The sequence below is a fragment of the Halomonas salipaludis genome (assembly GCF_002286975.1).
Taxonomy (GTDB): Bacteria; Pseudomonadota; Gammaproteobacteria; order Pseudomonadales; family Halomonadaceae; genus Franzmannia; species Franzmannia salipaludis.
This window is the reverse complement of record NZ_NSKB01000015.1, coordinates 17,119-32,679: the sequence shown is the minus strand read 5'-3', so window position 1 is coordinate 32,679 and position 15,561 is coordinate 17,119. Positions and strand designations below refer to the sequence as shown.

General features: G+C 56.9%; 13 protein-coding genes. All 13 read left to right on the top strand.

Features of this window, described 5'->3' with window-relative positions; translation table 11 throughout:
* The first annotated feature begins 10 nt into the window (after positions 1–10).
* The 13 genes from CK498_RS24360 to CK498_RS24300 all read left to right on the top strand — a co-directional run bounded on the left by CK498_RS24360 (position 11) and on the right by CK498_RS24300 (position 15,557).
* Positions 11–826, top strand: a complete 816-nt coding sequence (locus tag CK498_RS24360) for an HpcH/HpaI aldolase family protein (RefSeq protein WP_095623442.1) — start codon at positions 11–13, stop codon at positions 824–826.
* 2 nt (positions 827–828) lie between these two features.
* The gene (locus CK498_RS24355; protein WP_095623441.1) at positions 829–1,797 is read left to right on the top strand and encodes a hydroxyacid dehydrogenase; all 969 of its coding nucleotides are present in this window, start codon (positions 829–831) and stop codon (positions 1,795–1,797) included.
* An 81-nt stretch (positions 1,798–1,878) separates the two neighbouring features.
* Positions 1,879–2,874 (top strand): inositol 2-dehydrogenase, encoded by a 996-nt coding sequence (gene iolG / locus CK498_RS24350; protein WP_095623440.1) that lies wholly within the window; start codon positions 1,879–1,881, stop codon positions 2,872–2,874.
* A gap of 150 nt (positions 2,875–3,024) precedes the next feature.
* On the top strand, positions 3,025–4,149 hold the full coding sequence (locus CK498_RS24345) for a Gfo/Idh/MocA family protein (RefSeq protein ID WP_095623439.1): 1,125 nt from the start codon (positions 3,025–3,027) through the stop codon (positions 4,147–4,149).
* A gap of 182 nt (positions 4,150–4,331) precedes the next feature.
* Positions 4,332–5,282 (top strand): MurR/RpiR family transcriptional regulator, encoded by a 951-nt coding sequence (locus tag CK498_RS24340; RefSeq protein WP_095623438.1) that lies wholly within the window; start codon positions 4,332–4,334, stop codon positions 5,280–5,282.
* 180 nt (positions 5,283–5,462) lie between these two features.
* Positions 5,463–6,637, top strand: a protein-coding gene (locus CK498_RS24335; protein WP_229359207.1) for an IS3 family transposase whose coding sequence is annotated in 2 segments (ribosomal slippage) — positions 5,463–5,718 and positions 5,718–6,637 — 1,176 coding nt in all. Because the reading frame shifts where the segments join, the coding sequence is not laid out codon by codon here.
* 323 nt (positions 6,638–6,960) lie between these two features.
* Positions 6,961–8,826 carry a 3D-(3,5/4)-trihydroxycyclohexane-1,2-dione acylhydrolase (decyclizing) gene (gene iolD, locus CK498_RS24330; RefSeq protein ID WP_095623437.1) on the top strand — a complete coding sequence of 622 codons (1,866 nt, stop codon included), beginning with the start codon at positions 6,961–6,963 and terminating at the stop codon, positions 8,824–8,826.
* A gap of 3 nt (positions 8,827–8,829) precedes the next feature.
* A complete protein-coding gene (iolE, locus tag CK498_RS24325) occupies positions 8,830–9,726 on the top strand; it encodes a myo-inosose-2 dehydratase (RefSeq protein WP_216658133.1) in 897 nt (298 codons plus the stop codon).
* Positions 9,726–10,541 carry an SDR family oxidoreductase gene (locus tag CK498_RS24320; protein WP_095623436.1) on the top strand — a complete coding sequence of 272 codons (816 nt, stop codon included), beginning with the start codon at positions 9,726–9,728 and terminating at the stop codon, positions 10,539–10,541. Before iolE ends, CK498_RS24320 begins: the two co-directional genes overlap by 1 nt.
* A 4-nt stretch (positions 10,542–10,545) precedes the next feature.
* Positions 10,546–11,607 carry a sugar phosphate isomerase/epimerase family protein gene (locus CK498_RS24315; RefSeq protein WP_095623435.1) on the top strand — a complete coding sequence of 354 codons (1,062 nt, stop codon included), beginning with the start codon at positions 10,546–10,548 and terminating at the stop codon, positions 11,605–11,607.
* The gene (locus CK498_RS24310) at positions 11,604–12,767 is read left to right on the top strand and encodes a Gfo/Idh/MocA family protein (RefSeq protein ID WP_172118823.1); all 1,164 of its coding nucleotides are present in this window, start codon (positions 11,604–11,606) and stop codon (positions 12,765–12,767) included. The genes CK498_RS24315 and CK498_RS24310 overlap by 4 nt, the downstream gene beginning before the upstream one ends.
* 132 nt (positions 12,768–12,899) lie before the next feature.
* Positions 12,900–13,826: a substrate-binding domain-containing protein gene (locus CK498_RS24305; RefSeq protein ID WP_095623433.1), complete on the top strand. Its 927-nt coding sequence runs from the start codon at positions 12,900–12,902 to the stop codon at positions 13,824–13,826.
* Between the two features lie 177 nt (positions 13,827–14,003).
* Positions 14,004–15,557, top strand: a complete 1,554-nt coding sequence (locus CK498_RS24300) for a sugar ABC transporter ATP-binding protein (RefSeq protein ID WP_095623432.1) — start codon at positions 14,004–14,006, stop codon at positions 15,555–15,557.
* Positions 15,558–15,561: the final 4 nt, after the last annotated feature.

Below are 15,561 nucleotides of genomic sequence, written 5' to 3'. Positions count from 1 at the left end.
TAGGTACGACATGGTTCCCAATCGAATCAAACAGATCTGGGCTGAGGGTGGTCAGGTCATCAACGGCTGGCTGTCCATTGCCTGCCCCTTCACAGCGGAGATCATGGCCGAGCAAGGCTATGACGCCGTCACCATCGATATGCAGCACGGTCTCGTGGGGTACGAAGTCGGTACCAACATGTTGCAGGCGATGCGCGCGAGCGGCGTGGCACCCATGGTACGGGTGCCTTGGTTGGATCCGGGCTCGGTGATGAAAGCGCTGGATGCTGGCGCCTACGGCATTATCTGTCCAATGATCAACAATGCGGAAGAAGCGGCGCGTCTGGTGTCCTATGTGCGGTATCCGCCGATCGGTACTCGCAGCTTTGGTCCGACCCGGGTCACCTTCTCTGCGGGCGCCGACTATGGCCAGCACGCGGACGACCAGATGCTGTGTTTCGCGATGATCGAGACGGCGGAGGCGGTTGCCAACATCGATGAAATCGTTGCGACGCCGGGCCTGGACGGGGTTTATATCGGTCCGGCCGATCTGACCCTCGGATTGACCGGGCGCCAGTACCGCACCGGGTTCGACCGCGAAGAGCCGGAGATAATCGAGGCGATCAAGCACATCATGACCCGTACACAGCAAGCGGGATTGCGCGCCTGCCTGCACAACGGAACGCCGGAGTACGCCGCCCGCGCACTCGAGTGGGGCTTCGACCTGGTAACGGTGTCCAACGACGTCCGGCTGCTGGTGGGGGCTGCTAAAGCGAGCGTCGACAAGGTTCGCGCTCTTCGGGGCGAAGCTGGCGGCTCGACGTCCAACGAAGTGGGGGGGTACTAACTATGCCGCATATTCTAGTGGCTGGCAGGATTCACGACGCCGGCGTTGAGCGGCTGCGCAACGCACCGGGCGTGACTTTCGACCTAATCGAAGAGGTGAGCACGGAAAGCTATGCGCCGCTGCTCGACAAGGCCGACGGCCTTCTGATCCGCACGCAGCCTATGACGGCGGGAGAGGTCGAGCTTGGCAAGAACCTGAAAGTCGTTTCCCGCCACGGTGTCGGCTATGACTCCGTCGACGTCAAGGCGCTCAACGAACGCGGTATTCCACTTGCTATCGTCGGAGACGTAAATTCCTGTTCAGTCGCGGAGCACACGCTGATGATGATGCTCGCGGTTGCCAAGCAGGCGCTTCATCACGACACTGGCGTCCGCAGTGGGGACTGGGGTTGCCGCAACGCTTTTTCAGCCGTCGAGCTCGCCGGTCGGACACTGCTACTGCTGGGATTCGGGCGTATTGGCCAGGGGGTGGCCAAGCTGGCCCTGCCATTCGGCATGCACGTCGCCGTATACGATCCTTTCCAGAGCGACGACTTTATCCGGGAGCAGGGTTGTACTCCTGTCGCCAGTATCGACACCTCTCTGCCCGACGCGGACTTTCTCTCGGTGCACATGCCGCTGAAAGATGGCAAGCCGCTGATCGGCCAGCCGGAGCTGGCGCGGATGAAAGCGTCTGCAATCATTGTTAATACCGCCCGCGGCGGCATTATCGACGAACGGGCGCTGTCCGATGCCCTGCACGCTGGCCGACTCGGCGGTGCCGGTCTCGACGTACTCGTCGATGAACCACCGGCGGTTGGTGATCCGCTACTGGATTGCCCCCGGCTACTGCTCAGCCCGCACGTGGCCGGGCTGACGCAGGAAGCCGCGATGCGCATGTCAGTGGCCGCTGTCGAGAATATTCTCAACTGTTTTTCCGGCGATCTAGATCCGGCATTGGTGGTCAATGCCAGGGAAGTTGGCTTCTCTTGAGGATGTGTCGTTACGACTTTATACAGGTTTGGTCAAAGCTGTCATGCCCGTAGCGTGACGCAATAGCAATGGAGATTTCACATGATTCGTACAGCTGTTTTGGGCGCCGGAAGAATCGGGCAGGTTCACGCATCGGCTGTCGCCGCCAGTCGGCTCGCGCAGCTTGTGGTCGTCGTCGACCCGTTTGAAGAGGCCGCAAAGTCGCTTGCCGAGCGGATAGGCTGTGAAGCGGCTACCGACCCACTCGAAGTGATCGCTCGCGATGATATCGATGCTGTGATTATTGGGACCCCAACCGATACGCATGTCCACCTGATGCTCAAGGCGGTCGAAGCGGGCAAGGCTGTGCTGTGCGAGAAACCCGTTGACTTGGACATTGCAAAAGTGGATGAGGCGCTGAGGCAGCTCGAAGACAAAGACGTGCCTGTTATGCTCGCCTTCAATCGTCGCTTCGATCCTAGTGCGGCGGCCATGCGGCAGGCGATCGACGCCGGCGAGATAGGCGATGTGCATCAGGTCGTAATCACCAGCCGTGATCCCGGTATGCCGCCGGAAGGTTATGTGCAGGCTTCAGGTGGTATCTTCCGTGATATGACCATCCACGACTTCGATATGGCGCGCTGGCTGCTAGGCGAAGAGCCCACCGAGGTGTTGGCGACTGCCAGCCGGCTGGTAAGCCCGGACCTAGTCGAGAAATACGACGACTATGACACCGTCATGGTCGTAATGCGTACCGCTTCCGGTAAGCAATGCCACATCAACAATAGTCGCAAAGCCGTTTACGGTTACGATCAGAGGATGGAAGTGTTCGGCTCGAATGGCATGCTGCTCAATGACAACCTTCGGCCGAGTACGTTGCGGCGCTACAATCAGGATCAGACCGAAGTCCACGATCCTCTACTGAACTTTTTCCTCGAGCGCTACGACGATGCCTTTCGAGCCGAGCTCGAAGCGTTTTTTGGGGCGGTTGGAAGCGGCAAACCGGTACCTGTGACTCCCTACGACGGCCGCCAGGCACTGCACCTGGCGAACTGCGCTCTGGAATCGGTGCGCACCGGTAAAGTCGTCAAGGTGTAACGCCGGCATGGCAGCACCCTATCAACAGTTCTTGCGAGTGCTATTGAGATATAGTCGCAGTATATCCACTGGTTCTCACGGCACTCGCACTGCCAAGCGCTGCTAGCGGGTGGGGTTTCAACAACGGTAATAAACGACGGGGTTTGAAAAATGCGTGATATAGGTGTTGGCATTATTGGTACTGGTTTTATGGGCCAGTCGCATGCATTGGCGTATCGTGCTGCCGCGGGGGTCTACCCAGGCAGCCTCAACCCGGTTCTCAAGGTAATCGGCGATATCAACCAGGAAGCACTCGAACGGGCGCGTATCCAGTACGGTTTCGAGCGCAGTACCACCGACTGGAAGGCCTTGGTGGCCGATTCCGAGGTGGAGGTCGTCTCGATCACGACACCGAACACCCTGCATCGGGAGCAGGCGTTGGCCGCGATCGCCGCGGGCAAGCATGTGCACTGCGAAAAGCCGATTGCGCCGACTGCAGCCGATGCGCAGGCGATGACGGAAGCGGCCGAAGCGGCGGGTGTGGTGACGCAGGTTGGCTACAATTATATTAAAAATCCGTTGCTCAAACTGGCGCGGCAGATGGTGGAGTCTGGAGAGTTGGGTGAAATCATCAGCTTTCGCGGTATTCATGCCGAAGACTATATGGCGGATCCTCGGTTGCCCTACAGCTGGCGCTTTGATCCGTCCGGGGGAGCGGGCGTCATCGCGGACCTGGGCAGCCACATCGTCGGCATCGCACGTTTCCTGCTTGGTCCGATAGCTGGCCTCTATGCAGATCTCGAAACCGTGATCAAGGAGCGGCCGATTGCGTCTGGAGCGAGCGAGATGCGAGCGGTCGAATTGGATGATATTGCGCGCTTGACGGTGCAGTTCTCCCGTGGCTGCCGGGGTTCCATCGAGGCGAGCTGGGTCGCTACCGGTCGCAAGATGCAACTCGGCTTCGAGTTAGTCGGCTCGAAAGGCTCGCTGGCCTTTACCCAGGAACGTTTTAATGAACTGTTACACTTCAAGGCCGGAAATGATCCGAAATACTCGGGATACCAGCGTATCGAAGCAGGACCGCAACACACACCCTACGGGTATTTCTGCAAGGCCCCGGGACATCAGCTAGGGTTCAATGATCTCAAGACGATCGAGGTTGCTGAGTTTTTGCAGGCAATCGCTCGAGGCAAAGACCCGGAAGGACCGGACTTCCGTGAAGCCTGGGAAATCCAGAAGGTAGTCGATACCGCTGTGCGGTCGTCGAAGGAGGGTTGCTGGATGCCGGTGTCCTGAGGCTGCGTGATTCACAAAATGGCGCGGATGCGCAGGGACCGGAGAGTTGACAGGCAAATTGGCATATGGCAGCAGATGTTGCATGTGTGTTCTTGGTCGGATCAACGATGGGCTGGGCACTTGCATGTGCTTCATGATACCACTATAGCCATCGAAAGCTCATTTCTAATGGATGTCACCTTATGTCCCAGAAAAGCAGTTCTTCTTCTAACCCCCTGTCACCGCCCGAAAATTACGAGCGGATTGTCAATGAAATTACCAATCAATATGAAAATTTGTCGGAGCGCTATAAGCAAGTTGCACGTTACGTGACGCAGAACCCGAATATTGTGGCGATGGAGTCCGTGAATTCGGTTGCGGCCAAGTGCAGTGTCCATCCCTCAGTTTTGGTTCGTTTTGCGCAGAATTTCGGCTATTCCGGTTTTAAGCAGATGCAGACGGTATTCCAGTCCCGTTTGGCGACGGCTGCGCCCGGGTATGAGGAGCGTGTCAAGGCCCTGGGAACCGATATCCGAAAAAGTCGCGAGCACGGTATCGTCGGTTTCATGCATGACCTCGTCGTGCGGGACATCGCTACGTTGCAGGAACTTTTGAACTCGGTTGCCGCGGAAAGCCTCGAACAGGCAGCCATGCTATTGAAAGATGCCGATACGATTTACATCTCTGGACAGCTCCGCTCGGAACCCATCGCCATCTTCCTCCGCTATCTGCTAACGATGTTGAAGCAGCGTGTAGTGCTTCTCGATTCCGCGGGAGGCCTAGCCCCTGAAATGGCGAGAACCATAGGGGCGGACGATGTGTTGGTCGCCATCGCGTTCCGACATTACGCGAAAGAGGTCATCAACATAGCCGATATCGCGAACGATGCAGGAGCTTCGGTAGTCGGCATTACCGACAGTCAGCTCTCGCCTCTGGCCAAGGGTTCGACCGTGTTATTCACCATTCCGGAAGAGGAATACACCTTTTCCCGCTCCCTGGCTGCGCCTATGTGCCTTTCTCAGAGCATCGCGATCGCCTTGGCATCCATACTCCAGCCGGATGAGGAGGCACCCCAGATCGCGACGGTTACCGGCAACGAGCGCAAGCGCACCCGCCGCACACGAGGGGGGAAAGCCAATGGCCAGCAGAAGTGATTCTCCAGCAGTCATTAATGTCGATTCGCCCGTGACTTTCAACTGAGCGTCTTCTAAAGCAGTTGCCTGATGCCATGCCATTGGCACATATAGTGTCGCGGACAGCTTGTAGTGGCATAGTGAATCTGGCCACCTGATTTTGAGTGTATGATTACTCATAGAGACAGTCAGGTGCAGATGATGACGAAGAAGAGAACGTTCAGCCCGGAATTTCGCTTGGAGGCGGCCCAGCTCGTGGTCGATCAGGGTTACACGCTGAAGGCGGCGTGTGAGGCCATGGGTGTTGGCAAATCCACCATGGAGTATTGGGTACGCAGGCTTCGGGCTGAGCGAGCAGGCAAGGCACCGCTGAAAGGTGAGGCTCTGACGCCCGAACAGCGTGAGATTCAGGAGCTGAAGCGCAAGCTACGTCGGGTGGAGGACGAAAAGGAAATATTAAAAAAGGCTACTGCTCTCTTGATGTCGGACTCGCTGAACAATTCTCGATAATCGAGCGACTTGAAGAGAGCTATGCGGTGCAGCACTTGTGTCAGGTGTTTGGGGTGCATCGCAGCAGCTACCGGGCCTGGCGTGACCGGGACAGAAGGCCCTCTGAGACTGAGCAGAAGCTGCTGGATCAGATTGTCGAAGCGCATACCATCAGTAACGGCTCTGCCGGCGCGCGTAGCATCGCCAAAATGGTCACGCAGGCTGGCACGCCGCTGAGTCGTTACCGGGCCAGCAGGCGGATGAAGCAGCTGGAGCTGGTCAGCACACAGCCGCCAAGCCATGCCTACAAGAAGGCTGATCAGCCGCACTTGGATATTCCGAACTTTCTCGATCGAAAGTTCGATGTAAAGGAGCCGAACCAGGTATGGACCGGCGACATTACCTATCTTTGGACAGGGGCACGATGGGCTTATCTGGCGGTGGTCATCGATTTGTATGCCCGTAAACCCGTAGGCTGGGCATTGTCCTTGTCTCCGAATACAGAGCTGGTGAAGAAGGCACTGACCATGGCCTACGAATCGCGTGGAGAGCCAGCTGACATTCTGTTTCATTCGGACCAGGGTTGCCAGTATACCAGCCTGTCGTTCCGACAGACGCTCTGGCGCTATCGGATGACACAGAGCCTCAGTCGCCGTGGGAATTGCTGGGACAACGCCCCGACAGAGCGCTTCTTCAGGAGCCTGAAATCGGAATGGATGCCAGAAATTGGCTATCCCGGTGTTGCTGCGGCGAAGCAATCTGTCACTGATTATATGATCGGTTATTACAGCAGCTTCAGGCCGCATAAGCATAACGATGGACTGCCGCCGAATGCGGCAGAAAAGAACTACTGGAATGCTCAAAATTCAGTGGCCAAAAACACTTGACCACTACACCTCACGCGTAGGCGGGCGCAGAATAAAGAGTTGCCATCCCAAGGACTAGCTATTGCTGCTCGTTGTGCGAGTGGCTCTGGTACTGGCCGATGGCGATGAAGAACAGGCTCTGTCCGTCATCTTATAAAGCTTTGATCTTTCGATGTATTTTCCTTTCCTATCCGTTTCCGAACCCTCAAGCGTCAGCTGACCTTACACTTTAGTCGTGCCATCAGCAATTAACATTGCAGAAAATAAATTTCTGCAATAGTGTTGCTGATAACAAGCCAGTGCTATGGCTGCTTGCGCCTAGCAGAACGTATACAGGAGAAGCTATGTCTACCGTCCGATGCACTATGGCTCAGGCCATCGTCCGATACCTCAGCAACCAGTTCATAGAGATCGATGGCGAGCGCGTACCGCTATTCGCAGGTGTGTTTGGTATCTTCGGTCATGGCAACGTGACCTGCCTGTCAGAAGCGCTCGAGGCCGTTCAGGATCAATTGCCGACCTGGCGTGGGCAGAATGAACAGTCGATGGCACTCGCCGCTGTTGGCTTCGCTAAGGCCAAGCGTCGCCGCCAAGCGATGATTGCGGCCACTTCGATCGGTCCAGGTGCCACCAACATGGTGACTGCGGCGGGTACAGCGATGGCGAACCGCCTGCCGGTACTGCTCCTTGCAGGCGATACCTTTGCCAATCGACTGCCCGATCCCGTTCTCCAGCAGGTCGAGCACTTCAACAATCCGACTGTGACCGTGAACGACAGTTTCAAGTCGGTGGTTCGCTATTGGGATCGCATCACCCACCCCGAACAGGTAATCACCTCGCTGCCCCAGGCCCTTGCCACGATGCTTGATCCGGCCGACTGTGGTCCGGTATTCATCGGTCTGGCTCAAGATACCCAGGAAAAGGCGTTCGATTACCCGGAAGCCTTCTTCGAGCCGAAGGTCTGGTCGATCCCGCGTCCGCGTCCAGATCGCAAGGTGATAGAAGAAGCCGCCGCGCTGCTCAAGACAGCTAAGAATCCGTTGATCATTTCGGGGGGCGGCGTGCGTTATTCCCTCGCCGAGAACGAGGTGGCGGCATTCGCGGAGAAGCGCGGGATTCCCGTGGTGGAAACCATTGCGGGCAAAGGCGCTCTGACCCACGATCACCCGGTTCTCGCTGGCCCCATCGGGATCGTCGGTTCGACCTCGGCCAATGCGTTGGCGGCCGAGGCAGATGTCATCCTGGCCATCGGCACGCGCCTGCAGGACTTCACCACCGGTTCCTGGACCGCCTTCTCCAAGGACGCAAAATTCATTTCGGTCAATGCCGCCCGCTGGGATGCCACCAAACACCGGGCGATCGCGGTTGTTGGTGACGCGCTTGAGACTGTTGCCGAGCTTGACGCCGCGCTGGGCGACTTCGCCATGCCGGCCAGCTATATGGCCAAAGCGAAAGGGCTCTTCGATGAATGGAATGCACTGCTGGATGAGCACCAGGCGCCCTCCAATGCGGCAATACCCTCCTATGCGCAGGTAATTGGTGTACTCAACAAGGTGGCACGCCCGAACGATACGCTGATCGGCGCAGCTGGCGGAACCCCAGGCGAGATTATCAAGGGTTGGCGGGTCAAGAACCCCAACACCTTCGACTGCGAATTCGGGTTCAGCTGTATGGGCTATGAGATCGCTGCCGGTTGGGGGTGCGCGATGGCGCAGGAAGGGCCTGGCGCGGCCGGTGGCACTCCGATCGTCATGATCGGCGATGGCACCTACATGATGATGAACTCGGATATCTATTCCGCCGTGCTTACCGGCCACAAAATGATCGTCGTCGTCTGCGACAACGGCGGTTACGCGGTCATCAACCGCCTCCAGCAGTTCAAGGGCGTGCCAGGCTTCAACAACCTGCTCAAGGACTGCCGGATCCAGAATCCCGAGAACCCACTCCACGTCGACTTCGTGAAGCACGCGGAGTCGATGGGCGCCTATGCGCGAAAATGTGAAAGCCTCGAAGATCTGGAAGAGGCGATGGAGTGGGCGCAGAACAACGACCGTACCACAGTGCTTAGCATCGTCTCCGACGCTTATGCATGGGTGCCGGGCGATGCGGATTGGGATGTTGGCGTGCCCGAGGTGTCGGCGTACGAGAGTGTGCGCGAGGCACGTAAAGCACACGACGCCATCCGTTCAAAGCGGCGAGTGGGGATTTAAGGAATGCTGAAAGCTAAACTTGGGATCGCTCCCATTGCGTGGTGGAACGACGACCTCGAAGCTCTCTCGGATGACGTGAGTCTCGAAGAGTGCCTGCGACAGGCGTCGGTGGCCGGCTTCACCGGCATGGAAACGGGCCGTCGCTTCCCGATGGACATGAGGGAACTCGGCCCCATCCTTGATGCCTTCGGCATGTCGGTCTGTGGCGGCTGGTTCTCGGGTCTTCTGCTCGACGGTGATATCGAGAAGGAAAAAGCGCGGATCGCCCAGCAACTGGCTTTTTTCAAGGCCGCAAAAGCGCCATGTATCGTCTACGGCGAGACCGCGCGCTCAATCCAGGGCGTAATGAGCGCACCGCTGGCCACAAAGCCGAAACTCACCGAGGAAGAGATCGTCGCCTATGCGCGCAAGGTATCGCAATTTTCCGACTGGTGTGAGGAGCAGGGAATGCCAATCGCCTACCACCACCACATGGGGGCCGCAATCGAAACCGAAGCGGAGCTCGACATCTTCATGCAGCACTCCACCGTGCCGCTGTTGTTCGATACCGGTCACATGGTGTTTGCAGGCGGGGACCCGTTGCGCGTCATCGAGAAGTACCATAGCCGCATTAACCAGGTGCACTGTAAGGATGTCCGGGGGGATGTCTTGAATGGACTGGACCGCACCAAGGAGAGTTTTCTTGACGCAGTCGTCAAAGGGGCCTTCACGGTGCCCGGTGACGGCTCGCTAGATTTCGAAGACATTGTCAAGTCCTTGGCAGACAAGGGATATGAAGGCTGGTTCGTAGTGGAAGCGGAGCAGGACCCTGTCGCCAATCCACCTTTGCAAATGGCGGAGAAAGGGCATCGCGAGTTGATGCGTGTAATGGCCGCCGCAGGTTATGAGGTACTGCAATAATGAATGCCATCGATGGGAAAATTTGTGTTGTAACGGGTGGTACTCAGGGGCTTGGTGCCGCTGTCGCCCGTCTCTTCGCGCGTGCCGGGGCTGCAGGTATCATCATCTGTGGCCGTGGTGTCGAGAAGGGTAACGCCATCGCCTCCTCGATTACCGGTGAGACTGGCACCGAGGTTCGATTCGTGCAGGCAGATCTCGGCATCGTAGACGATTGCCGCAATGTGATTTCACAGGCCGATAGCTATTTCGGTCGGGTGGATATCCTCGTGAACGCTGCCGGCCTGACGGATCGCGGCAATCTTCTTAATACGTCACCCGAACTCTTCGACCGCATGTTTGCGGTCAATGTGCGCGCACCATTCTTCTTGATGCAGGATTCAGCGAAAATTATGATTCGAGAGGGAATCGAGGGCTCGATCATCAATATCGGTTCCGTCTCGGAGCGTGCCGGTCAACCATTCCTTTCGTCCTACTCGTCTTCCAAAGGTGCGCTTGCCAGCCTGACGCGAAATTCGGGTTATGCGCTGATGCGCAACCGGATTCGCGTGAATCAGCTCGATATCGGCTGGATGGCGTCCGACAATGAAAAGGAGTTGCAGGCGCGAGAATCTGGCGACCCGAATTGGCTCGAAAAAATCTCAGCGACTCTGCCGTTCGGGCGCTTGCTGGAGCCGGAAGAAGTGGCGCGCGCGGTGCTTTTTCTGGCCTCACCAGATAGCGGAATGATGACCGGAGCAGTAGTCCAGTTCGACCAGTCCGTCTGGGGCGGCTACGATGCGGTGCCTCCCGTGCCTGCCCAAGCACTGGAGGAATAAAAGAATGCGGACACTCAAAGGTCCAGGTGTTTACCTGGCACAATTCGCAGCCGATGAGGCGCCATACAATTCTCTGGAGTCACTCGCCAAGTGGGCCGCGGACAAAGGTTTCAAGGGCGTGCAGATTCCGACCTGGGATACACGCCTTATCGACATGAAGCAGGCCGCAGAGAGCGAGAGCTATTGCGATGAGATGAAGGGTTTGTTGGCCGATCATGGTCTTGAAATCACCGAACTGGCGTCGCACATTACAGGACAGCTTATTGCTGTGCACCCCGCTCACGACCAGATCATGGACAGCTTCGCGCCCGAATTTGTGCGCGGCAATCCGGTGGCGCGCAGGGCCTGGGCCGAGGAGCAGCTACGCTACGCCGCCCGTGCCTCGCAGCGCCTTGGCATAGATCGCCATGTAACCTTCTCCGGCTCGCTGCTCTGGCCCTACCTGTACCCCTATCCACAGTGGCCCGAAGGCCTGGTGGATGAGGCCTTCGGCGAACTGGCCGAGCGCTGGATGCCGATACTGGACGATTTCGACGCCCATGGCGTGGATGTCTGCTACGAGATTCACCCCTGTGAAGATCTGCATGACGGCCACTCCTGGGAGATGTTCCTCGATCGCGTGAAGGCGCATCCCCGGGCGAACATGCTGTACGACCCGTCGCACTTCGTGCTGCAGCAGCTCGACTACCTGGCTTTCATCGACCACTACCACGACCGGATCAAATGCTTCCATGTGAAGGATGCCGAGTTCCGCCCCGATGGCAAGTCGGGTATTTACGGCGGCTATCAGCCTTGGTCCAAGCGCGCGGGGCGCTTCCGTTCTCTGGGCGATGGCCAGGTCGACTTCGGCGCGATCTTTTCTAAGTTTGCGACCTACGACTACGACGGCTGGGCTGTGCTGGAGTGGGAATGCTTCCTCAAGAATCCCGAAGATGGAGCAGCCGAGGGTGCGCGATTCATCGACGACCACATCATCAGGGTCTCGGGTCGTGCTTTTGACGACTTCGTGAAATCCGGCGCCAATCGTAGCGCCAACCGGGCAATACTCGGGCTGGAGGACAAATGAGCTATCAACGACCCCTTCGTCTTGGCATGGTTGGCGGTGGCCAGGGTGCTTATATCGGCAACATCCACCGCATTTCGTCGCGTCTCGACGGCGCCTGGCAGCTCGTCGCCGGTGCCTTCGACGTGGACGCCGAGCGTGGCCGGGCCTTTGCCCTGACCCAGGGTATCGACCCCGACCGCAGCTATGGCGATTACAAGGAGATGGTCGCCGCCGAACTCGCGCGTGAGGATCGGATCGATGCCGTGGCCATCTGCACGCCGAACTTCACGCACTATCCGATCGCGCGCGCCTTCATTGAGGCGGGCTTCGACGTGATCTGCGAGAAGCCAATCACGGCAACGCTCGAAGATGCGGTGGCGCTCGAGGAACTCACGCGCGAGAGTGGACGCTTTGTCGGCGTGACCTACACCTACTCGGGTTACCCGATGGTGCATGAGGCACGGAAGCGGGTAGCGGACGGCGAAATCGGACGCGTGCGTACCGTACAAGTGGAATATCCGCTGGAGTGGATGGCAACCGCGATCGAGCACCAGGGCAGTGCACAGGCTTCATGGCGTACCGACCCTAAAAAGAATGGCCGTGGTGGCTCGATCGGCGATATCGGCACGCATGCCTATCATCTCGCAGGGTTCGTGACGGGCCTAAAGCTCAAATCCCTTACCGCGGATCTCTCAACCTTTGTCGAGGGGCGAGCCCTAGATGATAACGCTCACGTCATGTTGCGTTATGAGGGGGGAGCGCGTGGCCTGCTGTGGTCATCGCAGGTGGCTTTGGGTAATTCCAACGGTGTCCGACTTCGTGTCTTTGGCGAGAAGGGCTCTTTGTCTTGGTTCCAGGAACAACCAAATGAACTCGTACTGGCCTCGCTCGATGGTCGTACCCTGATCATCAAACGTGGTGCCGAGGAACTGTCCGAAGATGCCAAGGTACGCACGCGCACGCCGCCGGGTCATCCAGAGGGTTACCTCGAAGCCTTTGCCAATCTGTATGCGGGCTTTGCAGAAGCAATCCTTGCTCGACAGAGCGGGCGTGATCCCGGACCGATCGGGCAAAACCTACCCACCGCTTATGATGGGCTAAAAGGGGTGGCTTTTGTCGATGCGGTAGTGGATAGCCATGAAGATGCAAATCAACCCTGGCTTACTCCATTAGCTGTTTAACTCTTATGATCTTCTTGGTTCTTGTGTGAACCAGGAGAAACCTTTCATGAAAACCATTTATTCTTATGGGTTCATGAGCCAATCCTGCATCGTAAGGCTTTGCGGGAATAACAATAGTAATAGAGGTGGATTATGAAAAAGCTCAGCTTTGTAGTAGTGGCATTGTCTTCTTTTGTATCAGTTTCGGCCCATGCGGACATCAATATTGGTGTCAGCATGTCAAGATTTGATGATAATTTTCTCACCGACTTGAGGCGCAGCTTGCAATCATATTCTGATACTATGGATGAGGTTTCTATCCAAGTTTCAGACGCTCAAGGCTCCATTGGTCGCCAACAATCTCAAATACAAAACTTTATTGCTAATGATGTGGATGCCATCATTACAATGTTGGTTGATGCTGATTCTGGAGTAACTTTTTCTAGGATTGCAGATGAAAGTGATGTTCCGCTGGTTTTTGTAAACATGTTGCCATCTAACATGGAGGATTTTCCTGATAAACAAGCTTGGGTGGGCTCCAATGAATATCAGGCAGGAGAGCTCCAGGCTACATATATATGCGAGCAACTTAACGGAAAAGGTGATGCCGTTATTTTGATGGGGCAGCTTGGTACAACAGGTCAGCGTGGTAGGACAGCTGCAGTTCGAGATGTTCTTGATACCGACGAGTGCAATAACATAAATATTTTAGGTGAGCAGACGGCTGAATGGATGCGTACTCCTGCAATGGATGTTATGTCCAACTGGGTTAGTTCTGGTGTTGTTCCGGATGCTGTATTTGCCAATAATGATGAAATGGCTATAGGCGCAATAATGGCAATGAAGTCGGCTGGAATATCAATGGATGATGTGGTCGTTGGGGGCGTGGATGGCACCCAAGATGGTCTCTTTATGCTGGGGTCCGGAGACCTTGATGTTACTGTATTTCAGAACGCAACAGGTCAAGCTCAGGGTTCTCTTGATACGGCTTTGAAGATTGTTAGAGGTCAAGAATTTGAAAGTCGAGTCGAAATTCCGTTTGAGATTGTTACTTTAGACAATGTTGATAATTTTAAATAACAAGTTCTCGCTGACCGGGTGGGCTGACTATTGGCCTGCCTGGATCGCTGGGCTTTCGATCGATGTTTTAGGCTGGTGTGTTGTTAAGGAATCCTCCGTTTAATTTGAATTATTCTGAGGCAGAATTTGAATGCTATCAGGTTAATTTTTTTAATGTGAATCTTTTGCGGAGCTGTTATGGAGCCAAATAATTATAGTGAGACGCTCAATAAAGATCGGGCCGGATTTTTACTTGAAGTTGAGCGTGTGCGTAAGACCTTTCCCGGCGTAGTCGCCCTGGACAACGTCCAGCTCAAGGTCCGCCCTGGCACCGTGCATGCCCTGATGGGCGAGAATGGTGCCGGAAAGTCGACCCTGATGAAGATCATTGCCGGTGTCTATATCCCCGACCAGGGCGAGGTCCGATTGAATGGCAAGACGTTGCACTTGCACGGCCCGCTGGGTGCCCTGGAAGCCGGCATTGCCATGATCCATCAGGAACTCAACCTGATGCCCTACATGACCATCGCCGAGAACATCTGGATCCGGCGTGAGCCGCTCAACGCCTTCGGCATGGTGAACCACGACAGGATGAACCGGATGACCGAGACGCTGTTCGAGCGACTGGGCATCGATATGGACCCGGAAATGGATGTTCGCCGCCTCACCGTGGCCGGCCGCCAGATGATCGAGATCGCCAAGGCCGTCTCCTATGAATCCGACGTGTTGATCATGGATGAGCCCACCTCGTCATTGGCCGATCGCGAGGTGGAGCACCTGTTCCGGATCATCAACGACCTGCGGGCCCAGGGTAAGGGGATCATCTACATCACCCACAAGATGGACGAGGTGTTTGAGATCGCCGACGACATCTCGGTGTTTCGCGACGGCCAGTTCATCCACTCCGCTGCGGCCAGTGACATGACCTCCGACGAGATCATCAAGCTGATGGTCGGTCGCGAGGTCACCCAGATGTTTCCCAAGGAGGAGGTGCCGATCGGGGATGTGGTGCTGTCGGTGGACAGCCTCAGCCTAGACGGCGTATTTGAGAACATCAGCTTCGAGGTGCGCGCCGGCGAGATCCTCGGCCTCGCTGGCCTGGTGGGGTCGGGGCGCACCAATGTGGCCGAGACCCTGTTCGGCGTGACACCGCCCAGTTCGGGTAGGATCGTCATCGATGGCAAGGAAGAGGTCATCAGTTCGCCACACCAAGCCATGCTGCGCGGTCTGGCGCTGCTCACCGAGGACCGCAAGGAGACCGGCCTGTTCCTGGGGCTCTCGGTCATCGAGAATATGGAAATGGCCGTGCTGCGGGACGGTTACACCCGGGCCACCTTCGTCGAACAGCATCGACTCGACCAGGAGTGCGACTCGATGACGGAGCGGCTGAGCGTCAAGACCCCCTCCATGGATGAGCGCATCGGCAACCTTTCGGGAGGCAATCAGCAGAAGGTGCTGATCGGTCGCTGGCTGATGACCAAGCCTCGTATCCTGATTCTCGACGAACCCACCCGCGGCATCGACGTAGGCGCCAAGGCCGAGATCCACAAGCTGATCACCGAGCTCGTCAGGAATGGCGTGGCGGTGATCATGATCTCTTCCGAACTGCCCGAGGTGCTTGGCATGAGCGACCGCATCATGGTGATGCATGAGGGCAGGGTCACCGGCTTCCTCGATCGCAGCGAAGCCAACCAGGTGAACATTATGGAGCTCGCCTCCGCCCCGGTACAGCCGCCGGTTGCGCATGACTGAGCGC

Excerpts from the sequence above, each read along its gene's own strand:
- CK498_RS24310 (WP_172118823.1), top strand. The coding sequence starts at position 11,604 with ATGAGCTATCAACGACCCCTTCGTCTTGGCATGGTTGGCGGTGGCCAG.
- CK498_RS24360 (WP_095623442.1), top strand. The coding sequence starts at position 11 with ATGGTTCCCAATCGAATCAAACAGATCTGGGCTGAGGGTGGTCAGGTC.
- CK498_RS24305 (WP_095623433.1), top strand. The coding sequence starts at position 12,900 with ATGAAAAAGCTCAGCTTTGTAGTAGTGGCATTGTCTTCTTTTGTATCA.
- iolE (WP_216658133.1), top strand. The coding sequence starts at position 8,830 with ATGCTGAAAGCTAAACTTGGGATCGCTCCCATTGCGTGGTGGAACGAC.
- CK498_RS24340 (WP_095623438.1), top strand. The coding sequence starts at position 4,332 with ATGTCCCAGAAAAGCAGTTCTTCTTCTAACCCCCTGTCACCGCCCGAA.
- CK498_RS24355 (WP_095623441.1), top strand. The coding sequence starts at position 829 with ATGCCGCATATTCTAGTGGCTGGCAGGATTCACGACGCCGGCGTTGAG.
- CK498_RS24320 (WP_095623436.1), top strand. The coding sequence starts at position 9,726 with ATGAATGCCATCGATGGGAAAATTTGTGTTGTAACGGGTGGTACTCAG.
- iolD (WP_095623437.1), top strand. The coding sequence starts at position 6,961 with ATGTCTACCGTCCGATGCACTATGGCTCAGGCCATCGTCCGATACCTC.
- iolG (WP_095623440.1), top strand. The coding sequence starts at position 1,879 with ATGATTCGTACAGCTGTTTTGGGCGCCGGAAGAATCGGGCAGGTTCAC.
- CK498_RS24315 (WP_095623435.1), top strand. The coding sequence starts at position 10,546 with ATGCGGACACTCAAAGGTCCAGGTGTTTACCTGGCACAATTCGCAGCC.
- CK498_RS24345 (WP_095623439.1), top strand. The coding sequence starts at position 3,025 with ATGCGTGATATAGGTGTTGGCATTATTGGTACTGGTTTTATGGGCCAG.
- CK498_RS24300 (WP_095623432.1), top strand. The coding sequence starts at position 14,004 with ATGGAGCCAAATAATTATAGTGAGACGCTCAATAAAGATCGGGCCGGA.